This is a genomic window from Nautilia profundicola AmH, assembly GCF_000021725.1.
In the GTDB taxonomy this organism is placed as follows: domain Bacteria; phylum Campylobacterota; class Campylobacteria; order Campylobacterales; family Nautiliaceae; genus Nautilia; species Nautilia profundicola.
Map to the genome: position 1 here is coordinate 366281 of NC_012115.1, position 14123 is coordinate 380403.

The window sequence follows — 14123 nt, forward strand, 5'->3', positions numbered from 1 at the left end:
ATGAGTATAAAAGTAGCGGTACCTGTTGAGGGTGAAAATTTGGTAATAGTAACAAGAACGGGGAGGGCTCCGTATTTTGCAATATATGAATTTGACGGAAATGAGTTTAAACTTTTAGGATTTAACGAAAACACTCATGCGGGAGAGCATGAGCATGAACACGGGCATGATCATCAGGAAGATCATACTGCGGATGAGGTTGAACATCATCATAAGCACGTTAAAGCCAGCAAAGTTGACGACTGTGATTACATCGTGGTAAGAGCGGTGGGACCAAATATGAAAGACGCACTTGAAATGGCTGGTGTGAAAATTATAAAAGTAAGTAAAAAAGATGGTGAGACGGCACCTGAAGTGCTTGAAAAAATCAAGGAGCAGCTCAAATGAGAGTGGTAATTCCAACTTCGACACCTGATGGGCTTTTGGCTAAAAGGGGTGCGCATTTCGGAAAAGCTCCTTTTTATATTGTTGTGGATATTGAAGACGGAGAAGTTAAAGAAGTAAATGCCGTACAAAACCCAGGACACGCCGGAGGTGCGTGCGGTAATGCGGTTAGCAATATACAAAGTCTCGGTACAGATGCTTTGATTGTTGCAGGAATTGGAGGTAGACCTCTTGAAGGGTTTAAACAGGTTGGTATTAAAGTATATTTTGATAATGTATCTCCAACTGTGGAAGAAGCAATTGATAAGTTTATAAAAGGCGAAATTGAAGAGATCAGACCTGAAAATGCGTGCGGAGTGCACTAAAGAGTCTGTCTTTAATCTCTTCTTTTGTTTTTACAAACTCTTCGTATTTTTTACCGTCCGGATCAACAAAGGGAATATGTATAGTTTTGGTTCCCGGAATTATAGGGCATTCTTTTGCGGCATTGTCACATACCGTGACTGCCAGATCAAAAGGAGCCTCATTCAAAACTTCTTCAATCGTTTTTGAATGATATTTATCTTTCCATGCGTTTTCTTCAATTAATACTTTTTTTGCATTCGGATTAACCCTGCCGCTTGGTTTGCTTCCAGCACTATAGGCTTTAATACTTGGAAAGTATTTGTTTATAAGCCCTTCTGCCATGATTGAACGGCAGCTGTTTCCTGTGCATAATATTAAAACTTTTTTCATAATTATCCTTCAGACAGTTTTAAAAGAATAATATAAAAAATTATGAAAAATTCACAGTGGAATATGTTTTTTTTCTTGAAATATAAAATAAATTTGGTATAATTTCAGTCCACTCATATGGAGAGGTGGGTGAGTGGCTGAAACCGGCGCCCTGCTAAGGCGTTGTACCCAATCCGGGTACCGCGGGTTCGAATCCCGCCCTCTCCGCCATTTAAATTCCTTTATTTTAGTGTCTGTCACCAATAAAGTATATTTGTCTCATTCTTCTCACACTGTGTTTTTATAAAAAAATTATATGTTATAGTTATATAAAAAAAGGCAGGTAATGTTCAGAGAAATTTTGTTTGATACTATATCTTTACTTACTATTTTAAATCCGATTGCTGCAGCTGCCATAATGCTTTCATTAGTTAGATATTCTGAAATAAAAACTGTTTCATTAAAGACGTCTTTTGCGGTGTTCATTGCTTCTGTGGTAACAATGGTTGCAGGCGGTATGATACTTAAATTTTTTGGAATCAATATACCGTCTATTAAAGCTATCGGTGGAGTTGTATTGCTTATAATTGCACTTAATATGATACAAGGTAAAGAAATTGCACCTACAAATACGACTAAAGATGAACATAACGCAGCTGAAGAAAAAGATGACGTTGCTATTATTCCTTTGGCAATTCCGATTTTATTCGGTCCGGGTGTAATAACTACAATCATTGTCTTAAGTGAAAAACATACTACTTTTAAAGGAAAAATAGTTCTGTTAATTGCGATTATGCTATCTTCTTTCTTAACATATCTTACATTACGAAACGGAGCAATTATTTCTAAATATTTGGGAATTAACGGTCTAAAAATCGTCACCAGGATAATGGGTCTTATTATAGGTGCCATATCGTTTTTATTTTTAATAGGAGGGATAAAAGCTCTTTGGTATTCATGAATTTGAAGTATGTTATAATATTAAAGAATGCGCTGTTACCGCATAAATAAAAAGGAGAATGAATGAAAAAGGTTTTTATAGGATTATCATTTGCAGTTGCATCTTTGATTGCTGCAAATCAATACGAAGCAGGAATAGGGGTGGGGAGAAATTATGTTGATAATTCTCAGATAGAAAATTATAATTTTTTGAATTTAAGAATAGGAAAATATTTACCAAAAAATCATATTTTAAGGATTGAACTTGAAAGAAGTGAAAAAATTTTAGACAACAAAGAAAATTTAACCAGAGTATTGTTAAATGTGGAACATTATTTTTCAATTGAAAACAGTAAATTAACCCCATATGCATTTATTGGTGCTGGATATCAATGGATAAGCGGAAATTACGATGATAATATAGTCGCAGATTTAGGGGTGGGAGTCAAATATGATATTAATGAAAAATTTAATGCATTTGCAGAGTTTAGAGGATTAAGGGATTTTGGTAATAATGATAACCACTATGGTGTTTTATTTGGAATTGCTTATAATTTTGGTGCTGAAAAAAAGATTGTGCAAAAAAATGTAGAAAAAGTGCTTGATAGTGATAATGACGGAATTATTGATGCTATGGATAAATGTCCGAACACTCCTATGGGGGTGAAAGTTGACAAAAACGGTTGTCAATTTGATAGTGATAAAGACGGTGTATATGATAGTCTTGACAAATGTCCGAATACTCTGGCAGGTGTCAGTGTCGATGTAAACGGATGTCCTCTTGATGATGACCAAGACGGCGTACCAAATTATTTAGATAAATGTTCAAATACCCCTAAGGGTGTTGTAGTTGATGAGCACGGATGTGCTATGACATATGATTTTGGTATTACATTTGATAATGATAGTGCTGATATAAAACCTCAGTTTATGAAAAAAATAGAAGAATTTGCTGAGTTTTTAAAACAAAATCCTGCATATAAAGCTGAAATTCAGGGGTATACTGATTCTAAAGGTTCTGCAGAATATAATCAAAAACTATCGGAAAGAAGAGCTAAAGCAGTATACGAAGTACTTATTAAGCAAGGGATAAGTAAAGATCGATTATCATATAAAGGGTATGGAGAAGCAAATCCCGTAGCTTCAAACGATACTCCTGACGGAAAAGCTCAAAACAGAAGAGTAGTGGCAAAAATCTACTTCTAATCTTCTTTTTTTATCTAATTTTTTAATTTAAAAGAGTTATAATAATACATAATTAATTTATAAAAAGGTTTAAAATGGAGTTTTTATATTCGATAATTGAATCTTTTAAAGATCTAACTAAAAAAGAAATCAGTAGACTATCTTTAATAAACGGTATATTTTGGGCTGTTGTATGGATGGTTCTTGGAATGTTTTTATGGGATTATATGATAAATTTTACTAATTTTATGATTAATTTATTACCGTTTAAGTTTGTTCAAAATGCCGGGGCTGAGTTTATTTTTATGATTTTATGGCTACAGGCCGTATTGATCTCTATTGGTGTTTTTTTTACATTATTTAATAATTTTTTATCTAAGAAGATTTTTTCTATAGTCGTTGCTTTTTTATTTGCAATTTTTTGGTTGGTTATTTTTATGTATTATAAAGAAGAGATATTAGGGTATTTAGAAAAATTAATTAAAATATTTCCTTTTGAAAGTATAGAAGAGGCTGTTTCTACTGTGTTGGCGGTTTTTATATTTTATTCTTTTTATATTGTAAGTATGTATCTTAGCTTTTTGTTATTAAGCGAAAAAGTGATTTTAAAATTAATAGAAGAAGAATATCCTTTTATTGAAATTTCAAGTAATTTTTCTAAAATAAAAATTTTATATATACTTTTAAGAGATTTTGTTTTATTTTTAATTGCTCTTGTGATTTTATATCCATTGTTATTTGTACCTTTTTTAAATATTTTTATTATTGTTGGATTATGGGCTTTTATTATTAAAAATGCTTTATTTGAAACTGTTTTTTCTATAATAGGTGAAAAAATAACTATCAATAATAAATTTATATGGGGTTTTTCGATTATAAGTGTTTTTTTAAATTTTATTCCATTAGTAAATCTTTTTGCACCGGCTTTGGGCTTGCTGAGTGTATATCATTATATTATGGAAAAAAAGATTGATTTATTGGAAAAAGAATGAATTTTTGATATAATTTCGCATCCTCAGCCCTGTGCAAGGGTGGTAAGAGGCAACGCTTCAGGCCCGGAAGGGAGCAGAGCACCTCTTATCATCCTGTGCCGCAGGTGTCTGGGGACCTTGAAGATCTCTAATAAAGTGTCTGTCACCTTTTGCTCCACTATTTCGGAATTTTTTTACTTGGAACAAATATTATATAACAATAATGAAATATGTTTAAAAATCGCTTAAACATAAAAATTCTAAGAAATAAATCCAACCCAATTTATATGGTGACAGGCACTATATTATTTGATTTATAATAATCCCCAAAAAGGGAAAATATGGGATTATAAAGCCGCTTTTGCTTTTTCTACGATTTGTGCGAAAACTTCAGGTTCATTCATTGCTAAATCAGCAAGAATTTTTCTATCTAAATCAATATTTGCTTTTTTAAGACCATTGATAAATCTTGAATAACTGATATCGTTTAATCTACAAGCCGCATTAATTCTAATAATCCATAATTTTCTGAAATCTCTTTTTTTCTGTTTTCTGTCTCTAAAAGCGTATACTAAACTTCTTTCAACTTGTTCTTTAGCTTTTCTAAAGTGTTTTCTTCTACCACTGTAGAAGCCTTTTGCCATTTTTAATATTTTTTTATGTCTTTTTCTTCTAACTGTTCCTGTTTTTACTCTCATTTTATCTCCTTGTCAATTTGGCGTGCAACTTTGCAACTTGACGCTACAATAGCGTGAGGCTTTTTGCCTACTTTGCCGCTTCTTCACTTAAATTAGATAGCCAGTAGTTCTCTTACTGCTTTGATGTTTGTGCTATCTACGTATTTAGGGGCTCTTAAGTTTCTTTTTCTTTTTTGTGATTTTTTAGTTAGGATATGGCTTCTGTATGCCGCACCTCTTTTAATTTTACCACTTTTTTTAACTTTGAATCTTTTAGCTGCCCCTCTGTTTGTTTTCATTTTAGGCATAGCTTCTCCTTTTACGAATTGAGATGAAATTATAGCATAAAGTTTAAAACTATGCTACAATAAAATATTGCAAAATGTATAAAGGCAAAAAAATGACGCTTAAAAATTATCTTGAAAAGGTTTGTTACAAAGATATAGAAGATTTAAAAGAAAAAACTCTTGCGGATTTGATTGCTTATATGTATAAGTGTGATTCATCAACATTTTATGTCGTAAGGAATAAAAAGCCTATATATATTTTTACAAGTACAGATATGTTAGAGATATTTATGAAAAATTTACTCTCAATGAGTATAGAAGAATATATTAATAAAAACCCGAAACAGCTTAAAAAGTTATCTATAAAAACAAATATTTTGGATGCATATTATTTTATGAGAAGTCATAAATTAAAACATATACCAATAGTTAATGAAAATGAGGAGTTGTTAGGAGAAATTTCTTTTAAAACATTAAGTTTAAAAATAGCCGATATTGTAATAAAAGATCCGTTAACAGGGCTTTTTAATCAAAAATATTTTGATGTTTTGTTAGAAGAATATAATGAATTTAATAAACCTTTGGGCATAATTTTTGTCGAACTTAAAAATATGAATATTCTTGAAGGATTTTATGGAGCGGAAAAAATAAATGAAATAATTAAAACTTATGCCGATGCAATTAAAGAGTGTGTCAGAGAAATTGATTTTGTATTTCGTATGGGCTATAGGTTTAAAATTTTAACGTTTAATAATTTAGAAATTACTGATAAAATAGTTAGAAGAATAAGAGAAAAATTAGAAAATACCGATTATGAAGGAATAAAAGTTTCTTTTGAAATTGCTTTTTCACATGTGCCTGAACTTGAAGACAATGTATTAACGGCTATTGAAAGCTGTGAAAAAAAATTAATTGAAAGGGACTAAAGCACTTCCCCAGGTAAAGCCTCCGCCAAATGCGTCGAGAAGCATAATATCGCCTTTTTTTAGTTTACCTACTTTATACATATCATTTATTGCCATCGGAATAGAAGCCGAAGATGTGTTTCCGTATTTATGAACAGTTAACACAGATTTTTCTTCAGGCATTTTAATTGCTCTTGCAACAGCGTCTATGATCCTGTAGTTTGCCTGATGAGGAATAAACCAGTCAATATCATCACTTGTCATATTGTTTCTGTTTAATATATCTCTGACTGATTGTGAAAGTGTTTTAACCGCTACTTTAAATGTTTCGTTACCTTTCATTTCAAGCCAAATTCTGTCGGTATCGCATCCAAGTTTAACACCTCTTCCAGGAGTGATTAAAAAGTCTTGAAATTTTCCGTCAGCATTTATATCTATATCAATAATAGCTTCTTCTTTGTTATCGGTTGCACTAATAATAGCAGCGCCTGCACCGTCACCGAATAATACGCATGTTGTTCTATCTTTCCAGTTTACAATTTTGCTGAGTGTCTCGGCCCCTATAATAAGTACGTTTTTATACATACCGCTTTCTATAAAAGCTTTAGCATGTGCAAGAGCATATATAAATCCTGTACATGCCGCACTGATATCAACAGCCGGCCTTACGATACCAAGTTTTTCAGCTACTACGCAGGCGGTTGAAGGCATAGTGAAATAATCGGGAGTAATAGTCGCAACTATGATCATATCAATATCTTCAGGTTTCATATCTGCATTTTTAAGTGCGTCAAGAGCAGCTTTATATGCAAGATCACTTGTTACTTCTTCTTCAGCAATATGTCTTGTTTTGATACCTGTTCTTTTTGTAATCCATTCATCGTTTGTATCTACTATTTTTTCCAAATCTTTGTTTGTTAAAATTTTTTCAGGGACATATGCACCTATACTTGTGAATTTAGCAAACATTAATGAACCTTTAATGACTCTTGTATTTTATTAGTAACATCATTCTCGATATATTTCATGGCTTGAAATATTGCATTTTTTATTGCTTTTGAGTTACTTTTTCCGTGACTAATTATAACACATCCGTTTACTCCGAGTAACGGAGCACCTCCGTACTCAGCATAATCAGTTGCTTTTTTAAGACCTTTGAATACAGGTTTTAAAAGAAGAGCGCCTATTTTTTGTAATATACCTGAATTTCTTATTTCTTCTTTAATAGTTTTCCGATGGTGTCTGCTACACCTTCACTGGTTTTCAGTACAATATTACCTATAAAACCGTCTGTTACGATAACATCAACATCACCTTTGAAAATATCACCGCCTTCTACATTTCCTATAAAGTTGTCAAAATTTTCCATAAGCGTATATGCTTCTTTTGTAACAGAGTTACCTTTACTTTTTTCTTCACCGTTACTTAAAAGACCGATTTTAGGGTTTGGAGTGTTTAAAACCACTTTAGCGTATACTTCACCCATTAAAGCGAATTGATATAAATTATAAGCATCACAGTCAACATTTGCTCCTACATCAAGAACAAGAGAATATTTTTTCTTTATTGTAGGCATAAATGTAACGATTGCAGGTCTTTTGATACCTTTGATTCTTCCGAGTCTGAGAGTAGCTAAGCTCATACTTGCACCACTATGACCCGCAGAAACAACCCCTTCTACTTCCCCTGATTTTAAAAGTTCGATAGACTTATAAATAGTGGATTCTTTTCTTTTTAATGCTTCTGTTGCACTTTCATGCATTCCTATAACGTCGTCACTATTTATAAATCTAACACGTGAGTGGTATTTTTTAGGTAATAATTCTTTTATTATCTCTTCTTTACCTACTAAATAAGGTGTGAAATCTTTTTTTTCAAGTGCTCTTGCAACACCTTCAATAATTGGCGCAGGACCGAAGTCCCCACCCATCGCATCAATTGCTATTCTCATTAATACTCACCGCAGCTTGGGCATACTCTGTGAGGTCTTTTGTAAGCACCACAGTTTGAACATTTAATTACAGAACTTAGTTTGATTTTGTAATGTGTTCTTCTCTTCGCTCCTCTTGTTTTAGAGTTTCTTCTCTTTGGAACTGCCATTGTTTCTCCTTAAAATTCTTTGTTAAATTCTTCAGTTTTACATTCATTACATATATTATAATCGTTTTTTATTGATTCAACTTCGCTTTTTAACAGCTCTGTCGGATCAAATTTTTCCATTTCGATTATATCATACTCTTCATCAAAGCCTTTGTAAGGCGGTTTGACAATTTTAAATTTAACATCTTCATTCACTTCTCTATTAAACGTTTTTAAACATTTAATACACTCAACTTCAACATTTCCCTGAAGTTTTCCTTCAATAATAAATGTACCGTCTTTTAACTTATTGCTTTTGGCTTTTAACTCCAGCCCTTGGAAACTTTTATTAATTTCCAATTATACAATCTCCCTCTCAGCAAAGAAAAATGCGATTTCTTTTTTTGCATTTTCAAGTGAATCACTTCCGTGAACAGCATTTGCTTCAATACTTTCTGCAAAATCCGCTCTGATTGTACCAGGTGCTGCTTCTTTAGGGTTTGTAGCTCCCATTAACTCTCTGTTTTTAGCTACAGCGTTTTCACCTTCAAGAACCATAACTACAACAGGACCACTGCTCATATATTCGCATAAATCATTGTAAAATGGTCTTTCTTTGTGAACTTCGTAAAACTTACCTGCATCTTCTTTTGTTAATTTAATTTTTTTTCATTGCAGCTATTCTAAGCCCGTTGCTTTCGAATCTGTCAATAATTTTACCAATAACATTTTTAGCTACAGCATCCGGTTTAATAATTGAAAGAGTTTTTTCCATATTTTCTCTCCTTGAGTTTTTAGAGAGGAATTATATCAAAATTTGAAGAAAAAAGAAGAGGGTGAAAGGATTATTCGATTACAGGTTCTCCTGGTTCACCTCTATTTTCTGCACAAGTTTGTCCTTCTTTACACTCATCCCATACAATACATCCCTCAGTTGGACATGCAGCTGCACATGCAGGTTCGTCATAATATCCTACACATTCAACACATTTATCAGGATATACGTAGTAAATTTCTTCACCAGTTGGGTTTTCGCTATCATCTACGATTGCTTCTACTGGACATTCGTCAAGACATGCCCCACAGTTAATACAAGTATCAGTAATTTTTACTGCCATACTAGCTCCTTTTTAATTAGTATTTGTAATTAGAAATATATCATTTATTTCTTAAACATTGCTTAAATTAGGAGTAATTATGTAAGTTATAAAAATCATTTATAAATCCTGTTACGAATATACATAAAAACAACAGTTTCAGTAGTTTGTGTATGAAAAAACAACATATTAAAAGAGATATAAAGTACGGCAGAAATCATACTATTGTGTTAAGGATTGGAAAGTTAATAATTCAAGAAAATGGTGACAGACACTGAAGTGTGTAAAATTAAATGGCGGAGCCGACGGGACTCGAACCCGCGACCTCCGGCGTGACAGGCCGGCATTCTAACCAGCTAAACTACGGCTCCACATTTAATGGTGGTCGCTGCAGGGCTCGAACCTGCGACCCCCAGCTTGTAAGGCTGGTGCTCTCCCAACTGAGCTAAGCGACCATGGTCTAAGACTTTAATGGCGTCCCCTAGGGGATTTGAACCCCTGTCGCCGCCGTGAAAGGGCGGTGTCCTAGACCCCTAGACGAAGGGGACAGATGGTGACCCGTGTTGGATTCGAACCAACGGCCCTCTGCTTAAAAGGCAGATGCTCTACCGACTGAGCTAACGGGTCAGCTTTTCTTTCACAACTTGTCGTTGTGGACTGAAATTATAGGTAAAAAATTATTTCATGTCAAGAGAAAAGAGGCCAAAAAATGGGAAAAATTATTTTTTTATTATTCTTTTGATTATTTTAATTATTTCTTTTTTATTAATTTTATTTTGTTTGTTGTTGTAAATGTTTTCTTCTAAATCTTTTAAGATTTTTTCTATTTCAGGATTATAAGAGTATTCCAACAGAATATTAAACAGTTCTTTTTCGTTTGCTTTTTTGATTTTTCTAATCAAATCGTCGTTTCCGGGTAATTTCAGCTTAATTAGATAGGTAAACAATATTCCTACAATTATTCCTATAACAAAAATAAGAATCATCATAATATAATTTGTTTTAGTTTTATAAATTATTTTTTGTTTAATTTCTTTTTGAACGATATTTTTTTTAATGTTTTTGTTATGTACAGTAATAAAAAGTTTATTTGTTTTTACATCATATAATTTTCCGTCAAATGCTTTAAATTCAATCGGAGATATGACTATGTCATTATTTGAAACTACAGTGAATTCTTTTGTGTATGTACCGCAAAGTTTGCCGTTTTTTATATAAGTTTTTATGTTCGGGGAATTTTCATATATAGTTGCTTTTGGAATGTTGAGTTTAAAATCCGGTAAGTCATAAAAGTCTCCGCAACCTTTTATTGTAAGCGTTATTTTTACCGGTTCGTTGGCCTGAACTTCCGTTGTATCAGCACTGAATTTTGCTTTAAATTTTCCATATACACTATTTTGAGGTATTGCCGATACATTAATGTCGACTTCGTTTGAAAATATGTTTGTATACTTTAACGATGCCGTTACAAGATTAAAAAACGGATCGTTAAAAGGTGTTTCTTTACTTAAATATCCCACTTTCGCCAATATAGGTCCTATTTTATAATTTCCGGCTTTTTGTGGAATAAGTAAAAAAGAATATTGTGTTACGTTAAATCCGTCTTTGGCGTATTCTTTTTTTGAAATCTGTTTTGTAATAAAATCATTAAAGTTCGGTTTTTGTATTTCTATACTTTGCGGAGATGTGCCTTCTTTTTGGAAAAACTGAATATTGAATATTACCGGCTCTCCTATGTAAACCTTTGTTTTATTTACCGATAATTTTAGTTTAAAATCTCCGTTTTTACTCTCTTTAGGTTTTGTAACGGTTATTTTTACGGGTTTTGTTTTGTATGTTTTACCGTCAACTTCTACATCAAACGAAGGAATCGTTACACTTTTTGTCGGAAAAAATATATAGCTTTTTGAAACGCTTTTTTGCATATTTCCGTTAAGAATCATAATGTTTTGAGTTACTGCGGTTCCTTGTACACGGAATCCTTCAATATCTTTAATGGAAGGGAATTTTATATCGTTACCGGCAGCTTCGATAGTAAAAACAACTTCTTCACCCGGATATACGGTTTTTTTATTAACATGTACATTTACAAAAGCCAGTATAAATATTGGTATTAAAAGTAAAAATAATTTTTTCATTCGTTTCCTTTAAGTGGTATTAGCAATGTATTGAATTTAAGAGATTTTATCTGTTTTTCGTAAAATTTCATTCTGATATCGCTTGTGTTTGTTTCTTTTGTTTTTACGAATTCTTTTTTTTCTATTTTTTTATTGAAAGGTTTTTTGTTTTTATTCGCTTTTTCATCTTTGCTGTTGTTTTGTTTTTTATCTGTTTTTTTGTTTTGCTTGTTTTGATTTTTGTTTTGGTTATTCTGTTTGTTGTTTTGCTGTTTATTTTTTTTGTTCTGTTTTTTGTTGTTTTGTTTTTTATTGCCGTTTTTGGTGTTCTTTTTATTTTGTTTGTTGTTTTTGTTTTGTTTGTTTTTATTTTTTTGCTTTTTCAATAATTTTTCAATAACTTTTAAGTTATATTCGGCATCTTTGTCTTTTTTTATTTTAAGCGCTTTTTTATATGATTCGATTGCTTTTATATATTCTCCGCTAAGTGCATAAGCGTTTCCGAGATTATAATATTTTTGAAATTGTAAATCTTTTTTGTTAATTTTATTGTAAAGAGCGATGGCCTTTTTGTATCTTCCGGCTTTATAGTATGCGTTTGCGGCATTGTAAAGGGCTTTTTGTGAATTTAGTTTCAAATATTCTTCGGCTGCGAGGAGATATTGTTTGTTTTTATAAAATTCATCCGCTTTTTTAATCGTAAAATAATCAAAAGCAAACAGATTTACAACAAATAAAAATATCAAAAGTTTTTTCATTTGATTCTCCTAATTGGAAAGAATATCACAAAAAATAAAATCAGGATACCCATTGCCAAAGGATAATAGAAAAGTTCGGTTTTGTCTTTGATTTTGATTTCTTTACTTTTGCTGGCGTTTAACAATTTGGCTAACTGTTTAAGATTTTCGTTTGAATAACTTGCATTAAATATATTTTCACCCTCTAAAGGCTGTTTTGAACAGAAATATACGAAAATATTGTTACTTTTAGGTATATACGGATTGGAAGTAAAAATAACGATTTTCGGATTTTTAACCAAATTTTTAGCAGACGCTATCATGTTTTCGATATCGCTTGTGGGCGTTCTTTTTAAATCTTTTACGTCTGTATGGTCAAGAAGATACGCAAGAGAAGAGTAATCTTTGGTCGGAGGCGATATCAGGTATGAGTTTTTATCAAATAAAATCAAAGCCGTGTTTTGTGCGTTTAAAAGTTTAAGAAGTGTTTTGATTTTTGTTTTGGCGAATTCAAGTCTGTTCGGGTACAAGTCTTTTTTATCCATTTCAAGACTTATATCCAGTGATATTACAAGATTTTGCACAGGGGCTTTGATGGTAATGTATCCGTTGTTTATAATAGGTCTTGCCAGAGCCAAAACGAATAAAACATAGCCTGCAATCAATAAATAAAATTTAATTTTTTTGGATATTTTACCTTTTAGGACAATTTTTTTTGCCACTTCTTTTGAAAAAGGAAGGTTTTTACTTTTTACCAAAAAGAAAACAGGTATTGCCAAAAATGCTAAAAACGCATATAAATTTAGAAATTCCATATGTTTTTCCTATATTGGTATAGATATATCAAAAACAGTATCAGTGCTAAAAACAGTGGATAGGAAAAATAGTATTCGTTTAATATCTGTATATTTGATTTTATATTGGATTTTGTCAGTTTATTGATATCGCTGTAAATTTTTTTCAAATCCTCAAGTGAAGATGCTATATAAAATTTACCGTTTGTTTCTTTCGATATTTTTTTAAGTACACTCAAATCCGCATCTCCACCGATTGCTATTGAGTAAACCTTTATATGCTCTTTTTTTAGTTTTTTTATTACCACATCAAGAGGTGTAATACTCATATTGTCCATTCCGTCTGTAAGTAAAATTATTATTTTTTCACCGTTTGCGTTTTTAAAAAGGTTTGATGATAAAAAGAGCGCATCGTATATGGCGGTTTTTCCTCCGGCGATTGATACGTAAATTCTTTTTAATATATCTTCAAACGTTTTTTTATCAAATGTAAGGGGCGATGCTATGTATGCGATATTCCCGAAAACGACAAGTCCCAACGCGTCGTTTTTTCTTTTTTTGGCGAAATCCAAACTCACGGCTTTAGCCGCGTCGATTTTGTTAAATTCGGCCATAGATCCGCTTGTATCAAGGTCTATTACGATATTGTAACCTTTTTTATGGGTGTTTGTGATGATTTTACTTTTTACCGGAGATGCTAAAGCTACGGATAAAAAGAAAATAATAAAAAATTCCAAAAGAGAAAACCTGTTTTTGGATTTTTGAAAAATATGAGCGTTTGGAAAAATGATTCTGTCATCTTCGGAGCTGAAAAAATATTTTAATATTAAATATAAAACAGGAATTATTAAAAACAGAGGATATTCGAAGCTCATTTTAAATCCCCGATAAATTTTTTTATTTTGTTGATTGTTTCACTCTCCAAGTTATCCACTTTCGGTTTGTATTTGTATTTTTCAAGCTCTTTTACTATTTCTTCATAAAACTTTCTGTTTTCGTCGTTAAGGAAATATTTGGCGTATTCGGTAAATCCGTAGGCCGTTTTTTTAGAATCGGAAAAATCAAGGTTTTTTAATTTTATTAAATAAGGGTTTGGTCTTTTGTTTTTGAAAAATTTAAAAATTAAATAAATTATCAAAACAAAAGCCAAAACCGCTAAAAAAATAAAAATATAAAACTGATAATCTATAATTTCCGCATTCGGTTTTATATCTTTTAGTTGTTTTAGAAGATCCAT

General features: G+C 31.8%; 18 protein-coding genes, 5 tRNA genes, 1 other RNA gene and 2 pseudogenes. 8 read left to right on the plus strand and 18 right to left on the minus strand.

Annotated features, from left to right (window positions below):
- Positions 1-387, plus strand: a complete 387-nt coding sequence (locus tag NAMH_RS02045) for a NifB/NifX family molybdenum-iron cluster-binding protein (RefSeq protein WP_015901734.1) — start codon at positions 1-3, stop codon at positions 385-387.
- Entirely contained in the window at positions 384-749 is a 366-nt protein-coding gene (locus NAMH_RS02050; protein WP_015901943.1) for a NifB/NifX family molybdenum-iron cluster-binding protein, read from the plus strand. The genes NAMH_RS02045 and NAMH_RS02050 overlap by 4 nt, the downstream gene beginning before the upstream one ends.
- Here the strand turns inward: NAMH_RS02050 and NAMH_RS02055 are convergent.
- Positions 718-1119, minus strand: a complete 402-nt coding sequence (locus NAMH_RS02055) for an arsenate reductase ArsC (protein WP_015902477.1) — start codon at positions 1117-1119, stop codon at positions 718-720. The genes NAMH_RS02050 and NAMH_RS02055 overlap by 32 nt on opposite strands.
- 119 nt (positions 1120-1238) lie before the next feature.
- Between NAMH_RS02055 and NAMH_RS02060 the strand changes: the two genes are divergently transcribed.
- From NAMH_RS02060 to ffs, 5 genes are all read left to right on the plus strand, one after another.
- Positions 1239-1329 (plus strand) — tRNA-Ser (locus NAMH_RS02060).
- Positions 1330-1444: 115 nt separating this feature from the next.
- A complete protein-coding gene (locus NAMH_RS02065) occupies positions 1445-2059 on the plus strand; it encodes a MarC family protein (protein WP_015901948.1) in 615 nt (204 codons plus the stop codon).
- Between the two features lie 62 nt (positions 2060-2121).
- Positions 2122-3243 (plus strand): OmpA family protein, encoded by a 1122-nt coding sequence (locus tag NAMH_RS02070; protein ID WP_015901901.1) that lies wholly within the window; start codon positions 2122-2124, stop codon positions 3241-3243.
- Between the two features lie 74 nt (positions 3244-3317).
- Positions 3318-4214: a hypothetical protein gene (locus NAMH_RS02075; RefSeq protein WP_012663716.1), complete on the plus strand. Its 897-nt coding sequence runs from the start codon at positions 3318-3320 to the stop codon at positions 4212-4214.
- Between the two features lie 20 nt (positions 4215-4234).
- Positions 4235-4332: signal recognition particle sRNA small type (gene ffs, locus NAMH_RS09080), an RNA gene on the plus strand.
- Positions 4333-4540: 208 nt separating this feature from the next.
- Here ffs and rplT read toward each other — a convergent pair.
- On the minus strand, positions 4541-4891 hold the full coding sequence (gene rplT / locus NAMH_RS02080; protein WP_015902141.1) for a 50S ribosomal protein L20: 351 nt from the start codon (positions 4889-4891) through the stop codon (positions 4541-4543).
- A gap of 92 nt (positions 4892-4983) precedes the next feature.
- Entirely contained in the window at positions 4984-5178 is a 195-nt protein-coding gene (gene rpmI / locus NAMH_RS02085; protein ID WP_012663922.1) for a 50S ribosomal protein L35, read from the minus strand.
- Positions 5179-5270: 92 nt separating this feature from the next.
- Between rpmI and NAMH_RS02090 the strand changes: the two genes are divergently transcribed.
- On the plus strand, positions 5271-6083 hold the full coding sequence (locus NAMH_RS02090) for a diguanylate cyclase domain-containing protein (RefSeq protein ID WP_012663684.1): 813 nt from the start codon (positions 5271-5273) through the stop codon (positions 6081-6083).
- On the opposite strand, the gene NAMH_RS02095 is transcribed toward NAMH_RS02090, so the two are convergent.
- The 15 genes and pseudogenes from NAMH_RS02095 to NAMH_RS02165 form a co-directional block, all read right to left on the minus strand.
- Complete coding sequence (locus NAMH_RS02095) at positions 6066-7031, minus strand: beta-ketoacyl-ACP synthase III (RefSeq protein ID WP_015902593.1); 966 nt, start codon at positions 7029-7031, stop codon at positions 6066-6068. The genes NAMH_RS02090 and NAMH_RS02095 overlap by 18 nt on opposite strands.
- Positions 7031-8013: pseudogene (gene plsX, locus NAMH_RS02100) on the minus strand (phosphate acyltransferase PlsX). Before plsX ends, NAMH_RS02095 begins: the two are co-directional and overlap by 1 nt.
- Positions 8013-8162, minus strand: coding sequence for a 50S ribosomal protein L32 (rpmF, locus tag NAMH_RS02105; protein WP_015901830.1), 150 nt, complete (start codon positions 8160-8162; stop codon positions 8013-8015). Before rpmF ends, plsX begins: the two are co-directional and overlap by 1 nt.
- A gap of 9 nt (positions 8163-8171) precedes the next feature.
- Entirely contained in the window at positions 8172-8501 is a 330-nt protein-coding gene (locus NAMH_RS02110; RefSeq protein WP_015902636.1) for a DUF177 domain-containing protein, read from the minus strand.
- Positions 8502-8916, minus strand: a pseudogene (gene ndk, locus NAMH_RS02115) (nucleoside-diphosphate kinase). It lies immediately after the preceding gene.
- 70 nt (positions 8917-8986) lie between these two features.
- The gene (locus NAMH_RS02120) at positions 8987-9259 is read right to left on the minus strand and encodes a 4Fe-4S dicluster domain-containing protein (RefSeq protein ID WP_015902780.1); all 273 of its coding nucleotides are present in this window, start codon (positions 9257-9259) and stop codon (positions 8987-8989) included.
- 273 nt (positions 9260-9532) lie between these two features.
- Positions 9533-9609 (minus strand) — tRNA-Asp (locus tag NAMH_RS02125).
- 8 nt (positions 9610-9617) lie between these two features.
- A tRNA-Val gene (locus NAMH_RS02130) sits at positions 9618-9693 on the minus strand.
- 17 nt (positions 9694-9710) lie between these two features.
- Positions 9711-9786 (minus strand) — tRNA-Glu (locus NAMH_RS02135).
- Between the two features lie 3 nt (positions 9787-9789).
- A tRNA-Lys gene (locus tag NAMH_RS02140) sits at positions 9790-9865 on the minus strand.
- A gap of 92 nt (positions 9866-9957) precedes the next feature.
- Positions 9958-11376, minus strand: a complete 1419-nt coding sequence (locus NAMH_RS02145) for a BatD family protein (protein WP_012663898.1) — start codon at positions 11374-11376, stop codon at positions 9958-9960.
- Entirely contained in the window at positions 11373-12113 is a 741-nt protein-coding gene (locus tag NAMH_RS02150) for a tetratricopeptide repeat protein (protein ID WP_012663523.1), read from the minus strand. Before NAMH_RS02150 ends, NAMH_RS02145 begins: the two co-directional genes overlap by 4 nt.
- The gene (locus NAMH_RS02155; RefSeq protein WP_015902184.1) at positions 12110-12907 is read right to left on the minus strand and encodes a vWA domain-containing protein; all 798 of its coding nucleotides are present in this window, start codon (positions 12905-12907) and stop codon (positions 12110-12112) included. The genes NAMH_RS02150 and NAMH_RS02155 overlap by 4 nt, the downstream gene beginning before the upstream one ends.
- Complete coding sequence (locus NAMH_RS02160) at positions 12895-13761, minus strand: vWA domain-containing protein (protein WP_012663688.1); 867 nt, start codon at positions 13759-13761, stop codon at positions 12895-12897. The genes NAMH_RS02155 and NAMH_RS02160 overlap by 13 nt, the downstream gene beginning before the upstream one ends.
- Complete coding sequence (locus NAMH_RS02165; RefSeq protein WP_015902346.1) at positions 13758-14123, minus strand: hypothetical protein; 366 nt, start codon at positions 14121-14123, stop codon at positions 13758-13760. Before NAMH_RS02165 ends, NAMH_RS02160 begins: the two co-directional genes overlap by 4 nt.

Coding starts and splice junctions, on each gene's coding strand:
- NAMH_RS02045 (WP_015901734.1), top strand. CDS start 1: ATGAGTATAAAAGTAGCGGTACCTGTTGAGGGTGAAAATTTGGTAATA.
- NAMH_RS02050 (WP_015901943.1), top strand. CDS start 384: ATGAGAGTGGTAATTCCAACTTCGACACCTGATGGGCTTTTGGCTAAA.
- NAMH_RS02055 (WP_015902477.1), bottom strand. CDS start 1,119: ATGAAAAAAGTTTTAATATTATGCACAGGAAACAGCTGCCGTTCAATC.
- NAMH_RS02065 (WP_015901948.1), top strand. CDS start 1,445: ATGTTCAGAGAAATTTTGTTTGATACTATATCTTTACTTACTATTTTA.
- NAMH_RS02070 (WP_015901901.1), top strand. CDS start 2,122: ATGAAAAAGGTTTTTATAGGATTATCATTTGCAGTTGCATCTTTGATT.
- NAMH_RS02075 (WP_012663716.1), top strand. CDS start 3,318: ATGGAGTTTTTATATTCGATAATTGAATCTTTTAAAGATCTAACTAAA.
- rplT (WP_015902141.1), bottom strand. CDS start 4,891: ATGAGAGTAAAAACAGGAACAGTTAGAAGAAAAAGACATAAAAAAATA.
- rpmI (WP_012663922.1), bottom strand. CDS start 5,178: ATGCCTAAAATGAAAACAAACAGAGGGGCAGCTAAAAGATTCAAAGTT.
- NAMH_RS02090 (WP_012663684.1), top strand. CDS start 5,271: ATGACGCTTAAAAATTATCTTGAAAAGGTTTGTTACAAAGATATAGAA.
- NAMH_RS02095 (WP_015902593.1), bottom strand. CDS start 7,031: ATGTTTGCTAAATTCACAAGTATAGGTGCATATGTCCCTGAAAAAATT.
- rpmF (WP_015901830.1), bottom strand. CDS start 8,162: ATGGCAGTTCCAAAGAGAAGAAACTCTAAAACAAGAGGAGCGAAGAGA.
- NAMH_RS02120 (WP_015902780.1), bottom strand. CDS start 9,259: ATGGCAGTAAAAATTACTGATACTTGTATTAACTGTGGGGCATGTCTT.
- NAMH_RS02145 (WP_012663898.1), bottom strand. CDS start 11,376: ATGAAAAAATTATTTTTACTTTTAATACCAATATTTATACTGGCTTTT.
- NAMH_RS02150 (WP_012663523.1), bottom strand. CDS start 12,113: ATGAAAAAACTTTTGATATTTTTATTTGTTGTAAATCTGTTTGCTTTT.
- NAMH_RS02155 (WP_015902184.1), bottom strand. CDS start 12,907: ATGGAATTTCTAAATTTATATGCGTTTTTAGCATTTTTGGCAATACCT.
- NAMH_RS02160 (WP_012663688.1), bottom strand. CDS start 13,761: ATGAGCTTCGAATATCCTCTGTTTTTAATAATTCCTGTTTTATATTTA.
- NAMH_RS02165 (WP_015902346.1), bottom strand. CDS start 14,123: ATGGATCTTCTAAAACAACTAAAAGATATAAAACCGAATGCGGAAATT.